The organism is Sphaerobacter sp. (genome assembly GCF_019683595.1).
In the GTDB taxonomy this organism is placed as follows: domain Bacteria; phylum Chloroflexota; class Chloroflexia; order Thermomicrobiales; family Thermomicrobiaceae; genus Sphaerobacter.
In genome coordinates this window covers 1-20,382 of the sequence record NZ_JADGHZ010000052.1, presented here as the reverse complement: position 1 = coordinate 20,382, position 20,382 = coordinate 1, and the positions used below count along the sequence as shown (strand labels likewise).

General features: G+C 67.9%; 17 protein-coding genes and 2 tRNA genes. 10 read left to right on the top strand and 9 right to left on the bottom strand.

Translation table 11 applies throughout. From position 1 onward, the window contains the following. Nucleotides 1–37 precede the first annotated feature (37 nt). Nucleotides 38–3,559 (bottom strand): transcription-repair coupling factor, encoded by a 3,522-nt coding sequence (mfd, locus tag IRZ30_RS07765; protein ID WP_294084322.1) that lies wholly within the window; start codon nt 3,557–3,559, stop codon nt 38–40. 238 nt (nt 3,560–3,797) lie between these two features. On the opposite strand from mfd, the gene IRZ30_RS07760 reads away from it, so the two are divergent. From IRZ30_RS07760 to IRZ30_RS07745, 4 genes are all read left to right on the top strand, one after another. Then, nucleotides 3,798–4,388, top strand: a complete 591-nt coding sequence (locus IRZ30_RS07760; protein ID WP_294084321.1) for a ComEA family DNA-binding protein — start codon at nt 3,798–3,800, stop codon at nt 4,386–4,388. A 2-nt stretch (nt 4,389–4,390) separates the two neighbouring features. Then, nucleotides 4,391–5,797: a ComEC/Rec2 family competence protein gene (locus IRZ30_RS07755; protein WP_294084320.1), complete on the top strand. Its 1,407-nt coding sequence runs from the start codon at nt 4,391–4,393 to the stop codon at nt 5,795–5,797. 49 nt (nt 5,798–5,846) lie between these two features. After that, nucleotides 5,847–5,923 (top strand) — tRNA-Glu (locus IRZ30_RS07750). 32 nt (nt 5,924–5,955) lie between these two features. Then, nucleotides 5,956–6,032: transfer RNA gene (locus IRZ30_RS07745), tRNA-Glu, on the top strand. Between the two features lie 104 nt (nt 6,033–6,136). Here IRZ30_RS07745 and IRZ30_RS07740 read toward each other — a convergent pair. Beyond that, a complete protein-coding gene (locus tag IRZ30_RS07740) occupies nt 6,137–6,967 on the bottom strand; it encodes an excalibur calcium-binding domain-containing protein (RefSeq protein ID WP_294084319.1) in 831 nt (276 codons plus the stop codon). A gap of 307 nt (nt 6,968–7,274) precedes the next feature. On the opposite strand from IRZ30_RS07740, the gene IRZ30_RS07735 reads away from it, so the two are divergent. Then, on the top strand, nt 7,275–8,003 hold the full coding sequence (locus IRZ30_RS07735; RefSeq protein ID WP_294084318.1) for a DUF2071 domain-containing protein: 729 nt from the start codon (nt 7,275–7,277) through the stop codon (nt 8,001–8,003). Between the two features lie 85 nt (nt 8,004–8,088). Here the strand turns inward: IRZ30_RS07735 and IRZ30_RS07730 are convergent, their stop codons facing one another. Beyond that, nucleotides 8,089–8,910, bottom strand: coding sequence for a potassium channel family protein (locus IRZ30_RS07730; protein WP_294084317.1), 822 nt, complete (start codon nt 8,908–8,910; stop codon nt 8,089–8,091). A 363-nt stretch (nt 8,911–9,273) separates the two neighbouring features. Here IRZ30_RS07730 and IRZ30_RS07725 point away from each other — a divergent pair, with 363 nt between their 5' ends. From IRZ30_RS07725 to IRZ30_RS07710, 4 genes are all read left to right on the top strand, one after another. Then, nucleotides 9,274–10,035, top strand: coding sequence for a DUF3662 and FHA domain-containing protein (locus IRZ30_RS07725; RefSeq protein WP_294084316.1), 762 nt, complete (start codon nt 9,274–9,276; stop codon nt 10,033–10,035). 23 nt (nt 10,036–10,058) lie between these two features. Next, nucleotides 10,059–10,508: an FHA domain-containing protein gene (locus IRZ30_RS07720; protein ID WP_294084315.1), complete on the top strand. Its 450-nt coding sequence runs from the start codon at nt 10,059–10,061 to the stop codon at nt 10,506–10,508. 332 nt (nt 10,509–10,840) lie between these two features. Beyond that, nucleotides 10,841–12,583, top strand: a complete 1,743-nt coding sequence (locus IRZ30_RS07715) for a cellulase family glycosylhydrolase (RefSeq protein WP_294084314.1) — start codon at nt 10,841–10,843, stop codon at nt 12,581–12,583. Nucleotides 12,584–12,677: 94 nt separating this feature from the next. Continuing rightward, on the top strand, nt 12,678–13,505 hold the full coding sequence (locus tag IRZ30_RS07710) for a glycosyltransferase family 2 protein (protein WP_294084313.1): 828 nt from the start codon (nt 12,678–12,680) through the stop codon (nt 13,503–13,505). Nucleotides 13,506–13,897: 392 nt separating this feature from the next. Here IRZ30_RS07710 and IRZ30_RS07705 read toward each other — a convergent pair whose 3' ends face one another. The 6 genes from IRZ30_RS07705 to IRZ30_RS07680 all read right to left on the bottom strand — a co-directional run bounded on the left by IRZ30_RS07705 (nt 13,898) and on the right by IRZ30_RS07680 (nt 19,486). Continuing rightward, entirely contained in the window at nt 13,898–14,206 is a 309-nt protein-coding gene (locus IRZ30_RS07705) for a DUF167 domain-containing protein (protein ID WP_294084312.1), read from the bottom strand. Then, a complete protein-coding gene (locus tag IRZ30_RS07700) occupies nt 14,203–15,615 on the bottom strand; it encodes a DUF512 domain-containing protein (protein WP_294084311.1) in 1,413 nt (470 codons plus the stop codon). Before IRZ30_RS07700 ends, IRZ30_RS07705 begins: the two co-directional genes overlap by 4 nt. 22 nt (nt 15,616–15,637) lie before the next feature. Beyond that, a complete protein-coding gene (locus tag IRZ30_RS07695) occupies nt 15,638–16,387 on the bottom strand; it encodes a 16S rRNA (uracil(1498)-N(3))-methyltransferase (protein WP_294084310.1) in 750 nt (249 codons plus the stop codon). Between the two features lie 3 nt (nt 16,388–16,390). Beyond that, nucleotides 16,391–17,329, bottom strand: a complete 939-nt coding sequence (gene prmA, locus IRZ30_RS07690) for a 50S ribosomal protein L11 methyltransferase (RefSeq protein WP_294084309.1) — start codon at nt 17,327–17,329, stop codon at nt 16,391–16,393. Further along, nucleotides 17,322–18,335 (bottom strand): sugar phosphate nucleotidyltransferase, encoded by a 1,014-nt coding sequence (locus IRZ30_RS07685; RefSeq protein WP_294084308.1) that lies wholly within the window; start codon nt 18,333–18,335, stop codon nt 17,322–17,324. The genes prmA and IRZ30_RS07685 overlap by 8 nt, the downstream gene beginning before the upstream one ends. A gap of 119 nt (nt 18,336–18,454) precedes the next feature. After that, on the bottom strand, nt 18,455–19,486 hold the full coding sequence (locus IRZ30_RS07680; RefSeq protein WP_294084307.1) for a CvpA family protein: 1,032 nt from the start codon (nt 19,484–19,486) through the stop codon (nt 18,455–18,457). Between the two features lie 115 nt (nt 19,487–19,601). On the opposite strand from IRZ30_RS07680, the gene rpe reads away from it, so the two are divergent. Beyond that, nucleotides 19,602–20,291 carry a ribulose-phosphate 3-epimerase gene (gene rpe, locus IRZ30_RS07675; RefSeq protein WP_294084306.1) on the top strand — a complete coding sequence of 230 codons (690 nt, stop codon included), beginning with the start codon at nt 19,602–19,604 and terminating at the stop codon, nt 20,289–20,291. The last annotated feature ends 91 nt before the right edge of the window (nt 20,292–20,382 follow it).

Sequence of the window (20,382 nt, the reverse complement as noted above, 5' to 3'; positions counted from 1 at the left end):
GGTTGGGGGTGAGGGCCGCTCCCTCGGGGCGGGGCGCCTAGCCAGCCGCGGCGAGGACGGTGGCGTCCGCCTCCTCGACGGCGTCCAGGATCTCTTGCACCGCGTCGCGGACGTTCACGCGGAGGCGAGAGAGTACCAGGCGGACCTGGTTCGGGGTCACGTAGACCCCGTCGCCGAGCGCGCGCCGGAGCTGCGCCTGGTTGAGCCGCGAGCCGAGCACCGGCCGGATGTAGACCTCGCCCTCGCGCTCGACCATCGCGGTGATGCCGAGCCCGTTGGCACGGATGCGCAGCCGTGCGAGGTCCACGAGCCGCAGGAGCGGCTCGGGCATCGGCCCGAAACGGTCGATCATCTCCTCTTGCAGGTCGCGCAACTCGGCGTAGGTGCGGACGGCCGCCAGCCGCCGGTAGAGGTCGATGCGCACGCCCTCGTCGCCCACGTAGTGCTCGGGGATGGTCGCCTCGATCGGGAGATCGACCGTGACGGCCTCCGGCTCCTCGATCGGCCGTCCCTGCTTGATCTCCTCGACCGCCGTCGCGAGCATCCGGGTGTAGAGGTCAAGCCCGACGGCCGCCACGTGACCGCTCTGCTCGGGGCCGAGCACGTTACCGGCCCCGCGGATCTCCAGATCGCGCAGCGCGATCTGGAATCCGGCGCCCAGTTCCGTCGCCTCCTGGATCGCTTCGAGTCGGGCCACCGCCTCAGCGCTGAGGGGCACGTTGGCATCGTAGAGCACGTAGGCGTAGGCGCGGTGGTGGCTGCGGCCGACGCGCCCGCGGAGCTGGTAGAGCTGGGTCAAACCGAGCTGGTGGGCGCGGTCGATGATGATCGTGTTGACGTTCGGGATGTCGACGCCCGACTCGATGATCGTGGTACAGAGCAGGACGTCGAACTCGTGCTGCATGAACGCGAGCATCACCTGCTCGAGCTCGTCCTCGTCCATCTGGCCGTGGCCGACGCCGAAGCGCGCCTCGGGCACCAACTTCTCCAACCGTTCCAGCACGTGGTAGATGCTCTGCACGCGGTTGTGCACGAAGTAGACCTGCCCGCCGCGTGAGATCTCGCGCAGGATCGCTTCGCGGATCAGTGAGTCGCTGCTGGGAGTAACGAAGGTGCGGATCGGCGTCCGCTCCTGCGGCGGCGTCGTGATCACCGACAGGTCGCGGATCCCCGACAGGGCCATGTAGAGCGTGCGCGGGATCGGAGTCGCCGTCATCGTCAGCACGTCGACGTTGGTGCGGAGACGCTTGAAGTGCTCCTTGTGGGCCACGCCGAAGCGCTGCTCCTCGTCGATGACCACCAGACCCAGCTTCTTGAAGTGCACGTCGCGCTGGAGCAGCCGGTGGGTTCCGATGATGACGTCGATCTCGCCCCGCTCGAGCTGCTGCAGGATCTGGGTCTGCTCCTTCCGGCTCCGCAAACGGGACAGCATCTCGATTCGCACCGGGAAGGGAGCCAGGCGGGAGCGGAACGTGTGGTAGTGCTGCAGCGCGAGGATCGTGGTGGGCACCAGAATCGCGACCTGGTACCCGTTGTTGACCGCCTTGAAGGCAGCGCGCAGCGCCACTTCGGTCTTGCCGTAGCCGACATCGCCACAGACCAGGCGATCCATCGGCCGCGGCTTTTCCATGTCGGCCTTGACCTCGCGGATCGCCTGCAACTGGCCGGGCGTCTCAACGTAGGGGAACGACTCCTCCAGCTCGCGGTCCCAGTCGGTGTCGGGACCGAAGGCCACGCCTTCGGTCGCCTCGCGCGCGGCGTAGAGTTGGAGGAGCTCAAACGCCATCTCGCGCACGGCCTTGCGTACGCGCTGCTTGACGCGCGCCCACTCGGGCGAACCGAGGCGCGTCAGCTTCGGCTCGATCCCCGCGCCCTCGTATGGGGTGATGCGGTCGATCTGATCGACCGGCAGGTAGAGCCGGTCGTTGGCCGCGTACTCGAGGAGCAGGTACTCCCGCTCGACGCCGCTCACTTCAAGCGTGACCAGGCCGCCGTAGCGGGCGATGCCGTGCTCGACGTGCACCACGTATTGTCCGGGCGTCAGGCTCGGCAGAATCGGCGGGCGGCGAGCGGCACGGCGGCGTGGCGCGGGCGCGGCCACGCGCCGGTAGCCGAACATCTCGCGGTCGGTCAGCAGCAGGACCTTGATCCCGGCGTGTTCCCACCCGCCGTTGAGCCGGCTGTACACGACCTCGACCGTGCCCGGCGTCGGTGGCTCCGGCGGAGGCGCGATCCGTCCGTTCCCGGCGGGACGCTTGCGCGTGCGCGGGAAGATGTCGTGTTCCTCCAGGACCTCGGTGAGCCGCCCGCTCTGCTCGCTGGCGAGGATGACCGCCCAGCCGTCCGCCAATCGCTCCCGTACATCGGCGACGAGTGCGTCGAGCCGCCCGCCATAGGCGGGAAGGTCCCGGCCGTAGACTGGACGAGCGTCGGGGATGATCGCCACGGGCGGGGACCAGTGGGTCGGAACCGGCCCGAAGGCGACCTGGCGTGCCGGGCGCAGCCGGTCGGCCACGGCCTGCCAGTCGAGGTACGGCCGGGGCATGCCGAGCGGCATTTCTCCGGCATCCTCTAGAGCGTCGCGGAGCTCTTCCGCCTGCGCTTCGAGTTGGGTAATGGAGAGCTGGACCGACGCGGGCTCGAGCACCACCAGCAGGTGCTCGCCCATGGTCAGGTAGTCGAGCAGCGAGGCCGGCTCGGGCAACAGTAGCGGGGCGAGCAGCTCGAGTCCGACCGTCACCTGGCCGCGCTCAAGCCGCTGGAGCGCCCGCTCCCACTCCTCCGCGACCTCGGGCCGCAGGGTTGTCGTGTCCATCTGCCGCAGCGCAGCGAGAGCCGCATCGCGCCGGGCAAGGCTCACCTCCAACGGCGGGAGTATGTCGTACCGCTCGATGCGCCGGACCGAGCGCTGCGTGTCCGGGTTAATCAGGCGCAGCGAGTCGATTTCGTCGCCGAACAGCTCGATGCGCAGCGCGTGGTCACCGGTCGGCGGGAAGACGTCGATGATGCCGCCCCGGCGACCGACCTCCCCCGGTGCCTGGACGACCGGGACCATTTCGTACCCGGCGTCGAGTAGGCTGGTCACGAAGGCATCGGAGCGCAGGCGCTCGCCCACTGCAAGATGCCACGACTGGGCAGCGACCTCGTCCGGTGGGCTGAGGAGCTGGGTCAGGGCTCGGGCGGGCGCGACGATCGGGACCGGCTCCCGCCTCGCCAATTTGGCCAGGAGCTCGACGCGGAGCGCGCTTACGGAGCGATCGACCGGCAGCAGCTCGTAGGGCAGGGTCTCGGAGACCGGCCATAAGGTGGGCTCGCGGTCGCGAGGCAGGTACTCTGTAAGCCCGGCGGTGACCTCCTCCGCGCTGTCCAGGCGGCCGGTCACGATCAAGACCGGGTAGGACACCTCAGCGAGCAGCGCGGCGAGCATCGCCAGGCGCGCGGCGGTGGGCGGACCCTCGATCTCCAGCACCCGACCGGGCGTCAGCCGCCGAATGGCGTCGAGGAGCGCGCGATGGTCTGGCTCATTGTGGAGCAGCGGGATGATGTTCTCGAACGCCACGACGACGGCTCCTCCGGTCCGGCCCACGCACAGACCCCGGCGGGTCGTGTGACCGGCCGGGTTGAATGACAGACTGCCAGTATACCACTCAAGCGTGGCGCTGTCGCGGTACCCTCTTGCCAACCTGGCACAGACCCGCTATAGTGCGTATACGCATCCCTTGACTCCAGTGAGGTTCTGCTGGCTGTATTCGCCAGGCTGACTCATGGCTGCTCCATACCGTGGGGGGAGGGGACTGGTGGAGCTGACTCGGGCGAGGCTGATCCTGCTTGGTGTCGCAGCGGCGATCGCGGTGGCCGTGCTGACCGCCGTGCTGCGCACCGAACGTTCCCGTGAACTGGTGCTGCAGATCGAGCCGGTTGGGGATCCCGCCACGCTTACCGTCTACGTCGGCGGGGCCGTGCGTGCGCCGGGGCTCTACACGCTCCCGCGCGGCAGCCGCGTCGCCGAAGCCCTGGCGCAAGCCGATCTGCTGGATGAAGCCGACGTGGCGGGGCTGCCGATGGCGGACCTGCTGCGTGACGGCCAGACGCTCATCGTGCCCGAGCGCCGTGCCTCGTCGTCCCAGCCGGTTGCCAATGGGGATGGATCGGCGATCACGTCGGCGATACCGGTGGGCAAGGCTCCCGCGGGGCTGGTCAACGTCAACACCGCCTCTCAGGCGGAGCTCGAATCCCTGCCAGGGATTGGGCCGGTGCTGGCCCAGCGCATCATCGACTATCGCACCACGCATGGCCCCTTTGTCACGCTCGATGATCTCGAAGCCGTGCGAGGCATCTCCGCGCGCATGGTCGAGTCGCTGCGGGGGCTGGCGACGACGGAGTCCTGATCGTGCTCGGGGCGCTGCTTGGTGCGGCGGTCCTGGGTGGGGCGTTGCTGCGGGACCTGGGCGCCGGCTGGCTCGCCCTGCCCCTCGCCGCGTCCGTGAGTCTCACGGTGCTCGCGCTCCGGCCGGGACGGGCGACCGTCGTGGCCTTGGTGCTGGTGCTCGGCGCGGCTGGGATCGGCTTCTGGCGGGCGGCGCCGATATCGCCTCCGGCCGTGCCTGAACCGCTGATCACCGCCCGGGAGTTCTCGGGGACCGTCAAGGACATACCCCGGCGCTACCCAGGCTACACCCGTGTCACCGTCGCGCTCGACACGCCCGTACCGGCGCTCGTCATCGCCCAGCTTCCGCGCGATCAGCGCGTGGCGCAGGGTGACGTGGTGGCTCTCACCGGCTCGTTCCGTGCGCGACCATCGCATACTCAGCCCGAAGCCGCCGGGACGGTTGTCGTGAAACAGGTCCGCGTGCTCGGGAATGAAGCACCGGCCTGGCAGCGGCTGCGCACGTGGCTCGTGCGGGGGATCGTCACGCGGATCGAGCGCGCCGTGCCCCGACCGGCCGGGCCGTTCGTCGCGGGTGTCCTTACCGGCGACGACGGCGGTATGACCGAGACGACCGTGCGCGCGTTCCGCGCGGCTGGGTTCTCGCACCTGACCGCCGTCAGCGGATGGAATGTCACCGTGGTCGGGGCCGTGGTGGCGGTCCTCACCGGGCGCGGGCGCCTTCCCCGTCGCTGGGTGCTGCTGGTGAACCTCGGCGCGGTGTGGGCTTTCGCCTATCTCGTCGGGATGGAGCCCTCGGTGACGCGCGCCGCGTTGATGGCAACGCTGGCGCTGCTTGCCCTCTGGCGTGGCCGCCCGCGCGATGCCGTCACCGCGCTCGCCTGGTCGGCCGCCATCATGGTGCTCGTCCAGCCGGCCATCCGGTTCCATGCCGGGTTCCAGTTGTCGGTCGCATCGACTGCGGCACTGCTGGCGGTGATGCCCCGGGTCGCCGGCGGGCCGCGCTGGCCTGGGCTGATCGCCACTCCGCTCGCCGCGCAACTCGCGGCCACGCCGCTGCTGCTGCACCACTTCGGGCAGTACTCGCTGGTCGGCCCCGTCGGCAACGCCCTCGTCGCGCCTCTCATCCCCGCGGTTATGGCGGGTGGCGTCGGCGTGGTGCTCGCATCGCTCATCCACCCGGCGCTCGCCGAATCCGCGGGGATCCTCGCCTGGATCCCGGCGCAGGCGACCGTCGCGGTGGCCGAGTGGTGTGCGAGGATTGAGTGGTCCTCGGGTCTAGCGCCCACACTCGGCCGCGACGGCGTCGTGGTGGTCTACCTGCTCCTGGCCGCGGCCTACGCGCTGGCGTCTTGGCGCTGGCCTCGCTGGGGACCGGCCAGCGGCGCCCATTTGCCCGGAGCGGTTTGAAAGTCGGCGCGGGACCGTGTATCCTTGGGTGCAGCCATTTGGGCGTCGTGCCCCCATAGTCTAGAGGCCTAGGACGCCACCCTTTCAAGGTGGAGATCGCGGGTTCGAATCCCGCTGGGGGTACCACGGTTTGACCCCTCGAACGACGCCCCGGCCACGCCCCCATAGTCTAGCGGCCCAGGACGCCACCCTCTCAAGGTGGAGATCGCGGGTTCGAATCCCGCTGGGGGTACCATTTCCTTTGAAAACCGCTCCCGGCACGATCTCCGGCTCGGGAACAGAACCGCCCAGGTGTTCCGGCACCTGGGCGGTCAGCTGTTTCGGGATCTGTTCGGGCGGCTACTCGGCGATGAAGAGCTCCGCGCCGAGGCGACCGAGCATCACGTCGTAGCGCTCGGGCCATTCGCCAGGGTGCCATTCGAAGCGCTGGCGTTCGAAGTACTGCACCGTGTACTCCACGCCGGTGTCCGGGTTGACCTCGCGGAACTCCTCGCTGATCGGCATACCGTAGACTGCCAGCCCGCCGAACTGCTCCCAGTATGCGCGGAAGCCGCCGCAGAGGTTATGGCCGGTCGGTTCGAAGAAAATGCAGCCCTCGATCGGGTGGGCGGGCATGAACGGCCCCTCACCGCGTCGATCGGCCGCCAGTTCGTTCCCCAGCAGGCCGAGCTGCACATCGAAGCGCTCCGGCCAGGTGCCGGGATGCCACTCGAAGCGTGCCCGCTCGAACCACTGGGTCACCCGCCCGGTATCCGGATCCACGAACTCGTCGGTGATCGGGAACCCGTACACGGCAAGGCCGCCGAACTGCCGCCAATAGTCGCGGAACCCGCCGCAGAGGTTGTGTCCCGTCTCCGCGTAGAAGGTGCAGTGCGGCTCGGGCTCCGGCTTCGGTGCGGGCGGCGCCGGCGGCGCGGGCGGCTGCGGTGCGGGCGGTTCACCAGGCCGTCTGTAGTCGTATGGCCCCGGGTTGTTCTCGCAGGCGATGCCGTCGTTGTCCCGGTCGAGGCTCTTCAGGCCGATTGGATCCTCGCGATAGGCGGCCTGGGCGGCGGCCTGCGAGGGAAAGTCGCTGCACGTGACCCGCAGCAGATCGAACTGCTGTGCACTTACACCCGGCGCGAGCACCCCGAGCCCGATGAGGAGCGCGACGACCAGCAGGCGACGCACTGATCGAAACTCCCTTCCGTGCATACGCGGGATCAGTCCGCTCAGCATCGCTGCGAACGGTGGACCTTTCTTGTCATCAGGCAATGCTACTCAATCTGCTCATGAGCGTCCACGTGCCATCATCGCCGCGACCCGTGCCCTCTGAGGAGGGCGGCTCCATACGACCGCGCGGTCGGTTGGGAGTCCCTGCTGCGCGTGTGTTCGCCGAATGCAGGGCGACGCCACGGTCCTTCCGAGTCAGGTAGCCTTTGAAGCAGCGCGCGTGCGAGGTTGTGGTGCCGGTGTCGGAAGCGGAGGAGAGGACTGGATGGTGCGCCCGTTTCTCACGACGCAGTGGAAGAACGTGGTCCTCGTCAACTACCGCGTGTCGCCGGACTTGCTGCTGCCCCATGTCCCACCCGGCAGTGAACTGGACACCCCGGACGACGACCCGTCGCTCCACCTCCTCTCACTCGTCGCGCTGGAGTTCGCCGGCATGCGGGTGCGCGGCGTCCCGATCCCGACGGCGCGGAACTTCCCTGAGGTCAATCTCCGCTTCTACGTCCGGCGCGGGCCGATGCGCGCGGTCGTCTTCCTGCGCGAGTTCGTGCCGTCGCGCCTCACCGTGCTCGGCGCGCGCCTCCTCTACAACCAGCCGTACCACCTGGCGCGGATCACCCACCGCGCTCACCGGGACGGTGGCCGGGTGCGCTTGGACACCACCTTTGAGCACCACCAGCACCGCGGCGTGATCCGGCTCGACGCGCGAAACGAGCCGTTCACCCCGCCGGAGGACAGCCAGGAACACTTCCTGAAGGAGCACTACTGGGGGTTCGACCGGGACCGCTCGGGCCGAAGCTTCCGCTACCGTGTAACGCACCCGGTCTGGCGGATCTACCCCATCGAGGACGCCGAGGTCACGATCTCGCCCGGCGTCCTGCTTGGTGGAGAGTGGCAGTCGATCTCGTGGCAGGACGCGCTGCACTCGATCGTGTACGCCGAAGGGTCGGAGGCAGCCGTCTACCCGGCCGAACCGCTGGAGGCGGGTGAGATGTAGCCGGCGGGTGTCGGCCGCTGGATGACGGGAGGGGTCTGGGGTGAACCCCTGCCCGGAGACGGAGTGTTGCGGGGGGCTGGGACCCCTACGTGTCCTCCCGACGATGCCGCGTTGCTTCCTCCAGCATCGCCTCGATCCGAGCCAGCCGGGCCTCGATGTCGCGTAGCTCGGCTTGGTCCTCCTGGCCGACGAAATACGCCGCGGTGGCGGCCGCCAGCGTGGAGGCGAGCCCGATTCCGGAGAGCATCAGCAGCACCGCGACGACACGTCCCGCGATGGTGGATGGGGCTTCGTCGTATCCGACAGTAATGACCGAGATGATCGCCCACCAGATTCCGCCGAGGAAGCTCCCTTCCACCATCTCCGGCTCGATCAGTGAGAGGAGGCCGCCCCCCGCGACGCTGAGAACGCCCGTCACGATCGTGACATACAACAGGCCGCGTCGCGCGAAGATTACGCGTACGCCCTGGAGACCGCGGCTGGTGGCGACGATCAGCCGGACCAAGCGTGCAAGGCGTAGCAATCGGGAGAGGCGGGTGAGCCGGGTGAATGCCAGCAAATGCGGAAGGAGCGGGAAGCTGAGCACGACGACGAGTGCGCTGATCCAGTGGCGGCGCGCGGCGGTTCTCCGGTTAGGTGCTGCCGACACGGCATGCGCATAGTCGACCACAAAGACGAACCAAACAGCCCAATCAGCGGCAGTGAGCCACCCGGCCACGTGGCCGCGCAGTTGGAGGAAGGTTACGGGAACGGTGAGCAGAGCAGCCCCGATTACGGCGAGCTCCAGCCGTGAACGGGTCGTCCCGCTCGCCGCACGCTTCACCGTGCCTTCGAACTCGGAAAACAGGGCGCCGGGCATGTCGGCGAGATCGCCGGGGTAGGATTGATCGCCGCTCGGTTCGAGCACACTGCGCTCCCTTCCCGTCTGGCCAGCATCCATGCTCATGGTGCCGACAGCGTCGCGGCATTGACCAGGATGGGAATCAATGCATGATCGATAGCGGACTCCTACAAAATGTCGTTGTGACTTGCATACTATCACAATCGGCAGAAACCAGGAAGCGCTCGACTGCTTGGTTTGGTGATGCGCTGGCCCATTGCGCACTATCGTGACGGTCGAAGTGGCACCCCAAGCGAGTGTGGCGGCGTGCCGCCGTTTGACCCTCCCGCGCGGGGACACCTATAATTCGCCGGGCCTGCTGTTTCGGGGATGCCTCGCGAGCGGCCGCGATCCCTACCCCGTGCCAGTAATCGGGATTGAGTTGCAGCCGTGGTGAACAGCCTCCAACGATTCGAGAACTTCTTCGAGCGCCTGATGGAGGGATCCGTCGGGCGAATATTTCGCACTCCGATACAGCCCGCCGAGATCGGCCGACGGCTGGAGCGGGCGATGGAGGGGAACCAACTGGCGACGGTGGACGGGATCGTCGTCCCTAACGACTACGTCGTCTTCCTCAATCCCGAGGACATGGTCCAGTTCGCGGACATCGTTCCCAGCCTGTGCCGCCAGATGGAGGACTGGCTGATCGACCTGGCCGAAGAACGCAACTACGGGTTCATCGACCAGGTGCGGGTGCAGATGATCGGGGACGAGAATGTGCCGCGGCGGCGCATCGGGGTCGAGGCCCACATCGTCGAACTCCCCGACTACGACCCGATCCAGCAGGAGGCGGTGCAGCGGACCGAGGTCTACCGCGTGGTGGAGCGGACGGGCAACGTACAGCCCGTGCTCTTGCGCGTGGCCCCGACCTCGGTATCGCCGGAGCAGGTCTTCGTCATTCGGCGGCAAGTCACGACGATCGGCCGGGCGCTCGACAACGACGTGGTCGTCGAGGTGCCGGAGGTCTCCCGGCACCATGCGCGGCTGGAGTACGTCAACGGCCAGTTTCAGATCGTCGACCTGAACTCGACCAATGGGACCTCGGTCAACGGGGTGCGGGTCGACCGCCACTGGGTGCGAGAGGGTGACGAGATCCTGCTCGGAACGGCGCGGCTGACGCTGCTCCCGTACCGTGGTGATAGGCGCGGCTAGCCCATGGCGCGTGGAGAGCAATGATGGCGTCGCTACCGTTTGAGTGGTTCCTGCTCCTCCTCCGCGTCGTGTTCATTTTCCTCCTGTACTTCTTCCTCTTCCAGGTAATCCGGGTTATCCTGCGCGAGATGCAGTCGTACGCGCGGGGGGCGCAGGCCAGCTACGCTCCTGAGCCCTCGGGCCACCTCATCGTGAAAGCGCCCGGGAACTCGGGATTGCGTCCCGGCGCGCGGCTGGAGTTGGAGCCGGTGACCGTGATCGGTCGGCACCCACGGGTGACGATCCGCATCGATGACAGTTTCGTCTCGAGCGAGCACGCCCAGGTGACATGGACCGAGAACGGTTGGTGGGTCACCGACCTCGGCAGCACGAATGGGACGCGGGTGAACGGCAAGCCAGTCATGGTGCCCACCGGACTCCGCTACGGGGATGTGATCCAGATCGGGGACGTGGAACTCCAGTTGGCGCCGTAACCCACGCCTGGGACGGTCGGCCAGGCCGGCGGCACGATGCATGCCGGGGACACGGCACGGCCGACGGGGGACGGGCTCCAGGGCTGCCTGGACCCGGCGAAGGGAAGGGTACGTCGCTCAGCCCAGCAACTCATAACTCCCAGCCCCGGTCCACGACCCTGCGGGGCGCCGCGTCATGCGGTTCCCCCGAGCGGGTGCTACGGCTGGTTGGCTAATCCACGGTTCTGTGGCGCGCGATGGGGAGGCGTGCCGGAGCCGTGACCCGGCTCGCTCCCCGAGGGCCGGGTGCGACGGTTGGGCGGATGTTACCCAAGTGACGGGAAGAGGGAGTCATGCGTGTCCTACGCTGGCTATTCTTGATCGTCCTGCTCGGTGCCACGATGGCGCCGACCGGCACCGCGCTCGCGGAGAACCCGAGCGCGCCGGAGGACCTCGAGATGCCACGCTACTTCGCGGAGACCGGCTTCTGGGTGCAGGGGCCGTTCCGGGCGTATTGGGAGACGCACGGCGGGCTGTATATCTTCGGGTACCCGATCACGGGGGTCTTTGAGCAGGACGGCTTCCTGCGGCAGTACTTCGAGCGGGCGGTCTTCGAGTACCACCCGGAGTTCGCCGGAACCCCCTACGAGGTGCTGCTGATGCGGCTCGGCGCGATCCGGGTCGAAGGTCGCGAGTCGGAAGAGCCCTTCCAGCCCATCCCGCCGTTCGATGATAACCCCGATCACCGCTACTATGCGGAGACGGGCCACTCCCTCAGCTACGGTTTCAAGAACTATTGGGACGCCAACGGCGGGCTGATGAACTTCGGCTTCCCGCTGTCGCAGGAGTTCGACGAGCGGAATCAGCCGCCCCCGGCTGGCGACGGCGAGATCCACACGGTCCAGTACTTCGAGCGGGCACGCTTTGAGTGGCATCCCGAGTATCGGGGGACGCCGTACGAAGTGCTGCTCGGCCTGCTTGGCACGGAGTACCTGCAGGTGCGCGGCGCCCCGGAGGAAGCGCTGGCGCGACAGGACCCGACGCTCCCGCCCCGTGACCCGATCCGGAACCTGCGGCATGGGCCGCACGTCGGCTACGGCTTCAACGCCTTCCTCTGGGGCGACGACCGGTCCGACGCGCTCAACCAGAAGGCCCTCGATATGGTGAAGGGCGCGGGTTTCTCCTGGGTCCGGGTTCAGGCGCAGTGGCGCGAACTCGAACCCGCACCGGGGAGTTACAACCCCGCGGGGCTTGACCGCATCGTCGGCAGCGCAGCCCGTAACGGCGTGAAGCTCCTGGTGAGCGTGGCCAAGTCTCCTGACTGGGCCGGGGACAATGGGGGCATACCCGAGGACCCGGCGCGCTTCGGGGCGTTGATGCGCTTCCTGGCCGAGCGTTACCGGGGGCGGGTCCACGCCTGGGAGATCTGGAACGAGCAAAACCTGGCCTTTGAGACGGGCGGGCATGTGGACATCGGGCGCTACGTCAACCTGCTCAAGGCCGGGTACACCGGCGTGAAGGAGGGCGATCCGTCGGCCATCGTCGTGTTCGGTGGCCTCACGCCGACCGGCGTCAACGACCCGACGATCGCGATCGACGATGTGAGCTATCTCCGGCAGATCTACAGCTACAACGACGGCGAGGTCAAGCAGTACTACGACGTGCTCGGTGCACACCCGGGCAGCAACAACAACCCGCCCGATGCCCTCTGGCCGACGCAGCCCGGTCCCGGACCCGGCTGGCGCGACCACGAGTCGTTCTACTTCCGCCGGATCGAGCAGCTTCGGCAGGTGATGATCGAGAACGGCGAGGCCGGAAAGCAGATCTGGCTGACCGAGTTCGGCTGGACCACCGCCAACCAGGCACCGGGCTATGAGTACGGCAACCAGATCTCGGAAGATATGCAGGCGGAGTATCTGGTGCGGGCCTTCGAGATGGCGCACCTGTACTACCCCTGGATGGGTGTGATGTTCGTCTGGAACCTCAACTTCAGCGTCGTCACCCCGCCGGAGGATGAGAAATACCCGTGGTCGGTGCTGTACAGCGATTGGACACCGCGACCCGCGTACACGGCATTGCAGCAGATGCCGAAGTAGGGGCATTCGGACGGAACGGGTATACTGAAGCCCACGGTGTAGCAGCGGCCCGGTCGCGCATGCGTCGACCGGGCCGTCGCCCGCGGGAGGTGGGATGATCCGGGGCAGGCTCTCGCTCGTGCTGCCGGCGCACAACGAGGTGGACAACCTGGCAGCAGTCGTCCACCGTGCGCTCGATGTCCTTCCCCAACTGGTCGAGGACTTCCAGATCGTCATCGTCGACGACGGCAGCCGCGACGGCACCGGTCCGCTAGCCGACGAGCTGGCCGCCGCGGACGAACGCATCACCGTCGTCCACCACCCGCGGAATCGCGGCTACGGCGCTGCACTGACCTCCGGTTTTTCCGCGTCGACCGGCGACTACATCATGTTCATGGACAGCGACCAGCAGTTCGATATCGCCGACCTGAGCTTCCTCATACCCTTCATCGGCCAGTACGATCTGGTCGCCGGCTACCGGATCAACCGCCAGGATGCGCTGTACCGAATCGTCTACGCCTGGATCTTCAACCTCGCCGTGCGGATTCTGTTCGGGGTGCGGCTGCGGGACGTGGACTGCGCCTTCAAGGTATTCCGCGCCGACCTGCTCCGAGCGATCGATCTGACCTCTCCCGGGGCGTTGATCAACACCGAGATCCTGGCCAAGGCGGAGCGTGCCGGGGCCACCTGGATCGAAGTTGGCGTCAACCACTATCCCCGCCCTGCCGGAGAATCCTCCGGCGGCAGCCCGCGGGTCGTCTTCCGCGCGATGAAGGAGACGATCGCGCTCTGGCTGCGCCTGCGTGACTACACCCCGCCGGTCGGGGTGACCAGTGGCGACCCGCCGTCGCACCGTGTCGCCAACGGGCTTGCCGGGGTCGTGGGAGGCATCGTCGGTGCGTTGACCGCCGTGACCGTCATGCTCCGGCGCGGGCGGCGGTAGCCGGCGGGTCAGAGTGAGATCCCGGGCTGACAAGGGATACTCGCTGGTGCGGGCTGAGGGACAATCGGCTCACACCCTGGTGTTGGGTGTCCACGGGTCGGTTCGTGCCCGGGGCTGAAGCCGCCAGGCTGAGGTGGGGTAAGCCCACTGAAGGGGCTGCGATGGCCACGCCCCGGCTGACCCGATCCGGCATCTCACCGGGTCCAGCGCCCCCAGCCCCTTCAGTGGGCTTTGTATTGTCAGCCCGGCGGCTTTCGCTCCGGGCACGCGCCACGGCGTGGGATCCTTCATGCCACCGATGTCCGGACACGGGCCACGGCCCAGACATCCTCACACCACCGATCTCCCGGGCACAAACCACGGCGCGGGGATCTTTTCCTGACCATCGCCCCTTAACGCGCCAGTGCGGTGGTGAGGCGGTCGCGGATGTCGGCGGGGGTGAGGCCGCGCAGGAGGATGGTCTTCTGGCGGCCGCGCTCTCCGGCGACGATGTGGACGTCGCGCTTGGGCAGGCGCAGGAGATCGGCGAGGAACTCGGTGAGGGCGCGGTTGGCGGCGCCTTCGACCGGCGGGGCCGCGAGCCGGACCCGGAGCGCGCCGTCGGCGACCCCGTCCACCTGCGTGCGGCTGGCGCGGGGGGTCACGCGAACGGATAACTGCGTGCCGTCCGCCGTCTGCCGTAGGGTGAGGTCGTCGATCATAGCGCGATCCGCGGCCGAGCGGCCGCCAGGTGCTGGACGACGTCGGTCATATACTCTGCGGCGAACACCGGCCGGCCGAGCGCCCCTTCCAGATCCTCCAGGTGGAGGTCGTCGAGGAAGGTCTTGGTGCGCTTCGAGAGCATGTGGTGGGAGACGAAGACCGGATCGGTGGCCGTCTCCCCGGCGAGGGCGTCGCGCACCAGGCCGCCGGTCAGGAGGCCGGAGACGTTGATCTCGGCGCCGAAGAAGGTGTTGACGATCGGGACGACCCGCAGGCGGATGTCGAGCGCGTCGTTGACCCGGTCGACCAATCCCTGCATCGTCGGCGCGATCAGCGTGCCGCAGGCGATGGTTCCGGACGCGCCGGTGATCGCTGCCTTCCGTCCGCGCCGGATCAGGCGTTCGGCGTCGTCGATGAAGAGGCGCGTGATGCCGATCCCGTCCTCGACCTGGGGGAAGCCGTCGTAGTGGGATGCCGGGGGCACCGGCTTCCCGGTCATGAGGTAGAACTCGTCGCCCAACTGGAGGAAGGTGCGGCCACGCTCGCGGCGGAAGTACGCCTGCCACCCCTCGGCTTGGGCGATGACGCCTTCGGCTTCCTCCGGGGTGTAGCGCCGGATGTCGAGCAGCGCCCCTGGAAGGGAGCGCATGCAGGTGCGGGAGAGTCGCACCCGGCGGCTCTGGCGCTCCTGGCCGAACTTGGACAGGCCCACGGGCACGGCGGCGATCGACAGGAGGTGCGGGCCGAGCGAGATCAGGTCGCGGATCGTGCGGTCCATCTCCGGTCCGTCGTTGATGCCGGGGCAGAGGACGAGCTGGGCGTTGTAGTCGATCCCGATCCGCTCCAGGCGTGCCAGGTCCTCCATGATCTGGGCCGCGCGCGGGTTCCCGACCAACGCCACCCGCAGTTCCGGGTTGGTGGCGTGGACCGAGACGTTGATCGGACTCAGCCGCTGCTCCTCGATGCGCTGCCAGTCCTCTTCGGTCAGGTTGGTCAGCGTGATGAAGTTGCCGTAGAGCATCGAGTAGCGGTAGTCGTCGTCCATGACGTAGAGGCTCTTGCGCATGCCCTTCGGCATCTGCTTGATGAAGCAGAAGGGGCACTGGTTGTTGCAGAGGTGGATGCCGTCGAACGTCGGGTCGGCGAAGGTGATGCCCCAGGGCTCGTCGCTGTCGCGTTCGACCTCGTAGAGGGTGACCTCCTCGCCTCGCACGACCTCCAGCGTGACCTCCTCGGCCTCGGCGTAGAACTGGAAGTCGAGGGCGTCGCGGAGGGAGCGGCCGTTGACGGCGACGATACGGTCGCCGGGCTGCAGGCCGAGTTCCGCGGCGAGTGAGTCGGGCGCCACCTCAGCAATCGTGCCGGGCTGGTCGGGGACGTCGGTGAAGCGCCGTCGGGTGGCAATCATGAGCAACTACCTCTACGTGAGCCTACGCGTTGTCAGCAGCCGCAGCGGCCAGCGTGAAGATCCCGGCGAGGGCGGCCAGCGCGGCCGTCTCGCTCCTTAGGATTAGCGGACCCAGCGACACCGTGCGCGCCCCGGCCTCGACCGCGGCGGAAACCTCCTCGCGGGTGAACCCGCCCTCCGGGCCGATGACCACCAGCAATGGGCCTGCGGTTGGCAGCCGCACCCGATGGAGGGGCTCCGCCTCGTTCTCCCAACAGACCAGCGCGGGGATCCGAGCCACCAGCGGGAGGAGGTCGTCGAGCGTGGCGGGCTCGTCGATCTCCGGGATCGTGACCCGGCCGCTCTGCTCCGCCGCCTCGACCGCGATCCGCTGCCAGCGCTCGCGGCGCTGGCGGGCGCGCTCGACGGGCAATGGTACCACCGTCCGGCTGGTCGCCAGGGGCGTGATGCGCGCGACCCCCAGCTCGGTAGCCTTCTGGACCACCCAATCGAACCGGTCGGCCTTGATGAGCGCTTGCGCCAGGTGGACGGCGGGAACGGGGCAGGGGCGTCCGGCGCGCGGCTCGCCCAGGCGGACGATCACCCGGCGTGGGCCGCAGTCCTCGATTGTCGCCGGAACCTCCTGTCCGTCGCCGTTGAAGAGGACGACGGGGTCACCCGCCGCGAGCCGCAGCACGCGCGCGGCCTGCCGGGCCTGCTCCTCGGTCAGGGCTACCGTCTCTCCGGGCGGGAGCGGCGCCGGGAGGTAGAAGCGATGGACCGTCCCGGCCACGGGCTACCCCTCGCGGGTCATGAGCAGCGACACCCAGTCCCCTGCGACGCGCCGCTCCTGCAGGGTGCAGCCCGCGGCCTCAAACGCGGACAGGACCTCGGCTTCACGCTGGGTGATGACGCCGCTCAGCACGAGCGGTGCGCCGGGGCGCGCGGCCCCGGCCAACGTCGTTGCCGCTCGGATCAGGACGTTGGAGATGATGTTTGCCAGGACGAGGTCGTACCCCGCGGAGGGCTCCACGACCTCGACCACGTCGCCCTGGATGACGTGGACGCGGTCGGTTACCTGGTTGAGGTCCAGGTTGTGCCGAAGGGCCTTGACCGCGACCGGGTCGATCTCGACGGCGTCGACATGCGCCGCCCCGCGGGCGATCGCGGCGATTGAGAGGATCCCCGAACCCGCGCCGGCGTCGAGCAAGGTCTTGCCCTCGACCGGCAACTCCTCCAGCCAGCGGAGGCAGAACTCCGTGGTCGGGTGCAGCCCGGTGCCGAAGGCCATGCCGGGGTCGAGCGTGATGACGAGATCGTCCGGTTCCGGCGTGTATTCGCGCCACGAGGGGCGGATGACGAAGCGGCGGCCGATCCGGGTGACCTGGAAGTGCTCTTTCCAGGCGTTGGCCCAGTCCTCCTCGGGCCGCTCGGCGGTCTGCATCTCGCCCACGGTGCCGAGTTGCCGCAGGTGCCACAGTCCCTCCGCGATGCGCTGGAGGTTATCCGAGAGGCGTTCGTCCCTTGGGAGGTAGGCGCTTACGCGGACCGGGCGGGTGGGATCGACCGCCAGGTCTTCGCCGTCGGGTTGCTGGACGAACGGCTCTTCGATCACCACACCCTGGTTATAGGCATAGCGGCTGAAAAGGTCCGCCACCGCCTCCACCGATTCGGCGTCGGCTTCGACTGTGACTTCGAGCCAGCCTGCGCCAGTAGTTGTCTCCTGGTCAGTCACGCGGCTGCACTCCCTCAATGTGGTTGCCCCCGGCCAGGGTGATGTCGGACGAGTCGCCGACGTTCACCTGCATGAAGTAGCCGCGGACGAAGGCGTCGCGCCCGACGATGGAGCGCGTCAGCATGACTGTCTCGATCTCGGCACCCTCGTCCACAATCGAGTCGGTCACGATCGAGTTGTCGATCGTGACCCGCGCGCCGATGCTGGCGTAGGGACCGATGACCGCGTTGCGGATGGTCGCGGTCGGGTCGATCACCACCGGCGGCACGATGACCGCGCCGGGGATGTCGGGCACATGGTTACCCAGGCGCTCCAACAAGTAGCGGTTGGTGTTCAGCAGCGCTTTCGCGTTGCCGCAATCCTCCCAGACGGTGACCGGCAGGTAGGTGAAGTGGGTCCCCTGGTCGATCATGTGCTGGATGGCATCGGCCAGGAAGTACTCGCCCTTGGTCTGGATGTTGTGGGCCATCTGGTAGTCGATCGCGTCGAACAGGTCCTCGACGGCGCGGAAGTAGTAGATCCCGACGATCGCGAGGTTGGAGACCATGGTCTCGGGCTTCTCGACCAGCCGCGTGATCCGCCCGTTCTCGACCTCGATCACACCGAAACGGCGCGGGTCGTCGACTTCCTTCACGAAGAGAGCCCCATCGGCCGTGAGCTCGGCGATCTGGTCCAGGTTCGCCTCGAAGAGCATGTCCGGGAAGACGACAAGGGTGGGACCGGTCACCTCACCCCGCGCCTGGATGATGGCGTGGGACTGGCCCAACTGTTCCTTTTGCTCGACAAAGGTCGCATCGAAGCGGTAGTTCTGGCGAACGTAGTCCTCGATCTGGTCGCCGAGATAGCCGGTCACGAAGACAACCTTATCAATCGGCAGCGTGAGGAGGCGATCCAGCACGTGGCCGAGCACTGGTTTGCCCGCCACGCTGACCAGTGGCTTCGGCTTACTCCACGTCTGCGGACGTAGCCGCGTGCCCAAACCTGCGACAGGGATAATGATGTTCATCGGCTCCGCCCTCCCTCATCACCTGCACATGGCTATGCCGTCCCCATCTTCCCAGACCGGGGACGGCCTCGGATTATTGTAAGCGAGTTGTCTGCCGCGTGTCCGGCTTGACAATTTTGTCAGCCTGCTGCGAATACCTGGGTGAACATCTTGCCACCGGTGGGTGCGCTGACGACGCCGATGCCGACCCGCGTGTACTCCGGTGAGAGGATGTTGGCGCGATGGCCGGGACTCTGCATCAGGCCCCGGTGGGCGATTTCGACGGTCGGCGCGTAGGCGAGGTTCTCTCCGGCGACACTGAACGGAATGCCCGCTGCCTGGAGGCGGTCGGCCGGTGACCCGGATACCGGCGATTCGTGAGCGAAGTAGCCGAGCGAGAACATCTCACTCGAATGCGCCCGCGCCACTTCCTGCAGAGCCGGGTCACTCTCCAGCGGCGGCAGACCCTCCGCGACGCGCTCGGCGTTCAGCATGGCCAGCATCTCCTCTTCGTCGGACGGGCTGACCGCCAGACCCTCCGTGATGCGGAACGGGAGCCGGACGCCCGCCTCGCCCGTCGGCTCCGTGATGACCGTGAAGTCGGCCAGATTGAGCCCCGTACGGCCCTGCGCCCAGGCCAGGACGCGGGCCGAGCGGGCGACCAGCGGCGACGCCAGGTGGGAGCGCTCAAGCCCCGTCTCGGTGATCGGCCCCAGCGACATGAGTGTCGCCAGCAGCACCAGCAAGGTCGCGACGACCAAACCCTTGATCGCGCCGGGGATCAGGCCCAGTATCTCGTCGACCCAGCGGACCGGGGGAATGCCGCGGACGACGCTGATGATCGGACCCAGCGTAATGCCCGCGATCGCGGTGAGGATGCCCTGGACGACGAGCGCGACCAGGGCGAAGCCCGCGACGTTGAGCACGATTCCGCGCTCCCCGATGAGGCGTGCGAGCAGGTCGCTGGCGGCGCGGTAGCCCACCGCGCCGGCCAGCAGGCCGATGACGACCAGGACCACATCGAGCGCGCCGCGGAAGAAGCCCCGGCGCACACCAACCGCGGCGCCGAGGAGTACGATCAAGACGATGATCAGGTCGAGCCAGTTCACGGTACGCAGTGGCCTCTCCTGGAGCATCGCGACGGTGGCCGCGGCGTTCCCGAAGGACCGCAACGAAAGTCTACCGAACCGGCGGTAAGCCTGCCCGAACCATGGCGTGCACCCGTGGCCGGTACAATCCCCAAGACAGGCGGTCGAGCGAGCTGAACGCGGGAGGGAATAAGAGACGATGGCGGTGGAGCAGCGGGCGGGGCGCAGGGTCGCGATCGCACCGTCGGTGCTGACGGCCGATCTCGTGCGGCTGGCGGACGCGGTCGCCGCAATCGAGGCCGCGGGCGCCGACTACGTCCACCTGGACGTGATGGACGGCCGCTTCGTGCCCAATATCACCATCGGGATCCCGGTTGTCGAGGCGGTGGCAGACGTGACACGTCTGCCGGTCGACGTGCACCTGATGATCGTCGAGCCGGAGCGGTACGTGGACCAGTTCGTTGCGGCCGGTGCGCGGATCGTGACGGTCCATGTGGAGGCCAGCATTCACCTGCACCGCACGGTGCAGCGTATCCGCGAGGCCGGCGCCCAGGCTGGCGTGGCATTGAACCCGGCGACGCCGCTCGCGGCGATCGAGGAGATCCTCCCGTTCGTCGATCTGGTCCTGGTGATGAGCGTCAACCCGGGTTTCGGCGGGCAGACCTTTATCCCGACGTCGCTGGGGAAGATCGAGCGGCTGCGGCGCATGATCGACGAGCGCGGCGCGCGAGCGGTCATCCAGGTGGATGGGGGGATCAAGGCGAGCAACATCCGGCGCGTCGTGGACGCGGGCGCGGACATCATCGTTGCCGGGTCGGCCGTGTTCACTCCCGAGCGGCCGGTTGCTGAGGCGATGGCGTTGCTGCGTGAGGCGTTGGGGGAGGCGTGATGCGTGATGCGTCATACGTCATGCGTGATGGGTATTGTGTATTGCGTGTTCCGTGGTCCGTCCTACTCCCCTCTCCCCTGGTGGGAGAGTG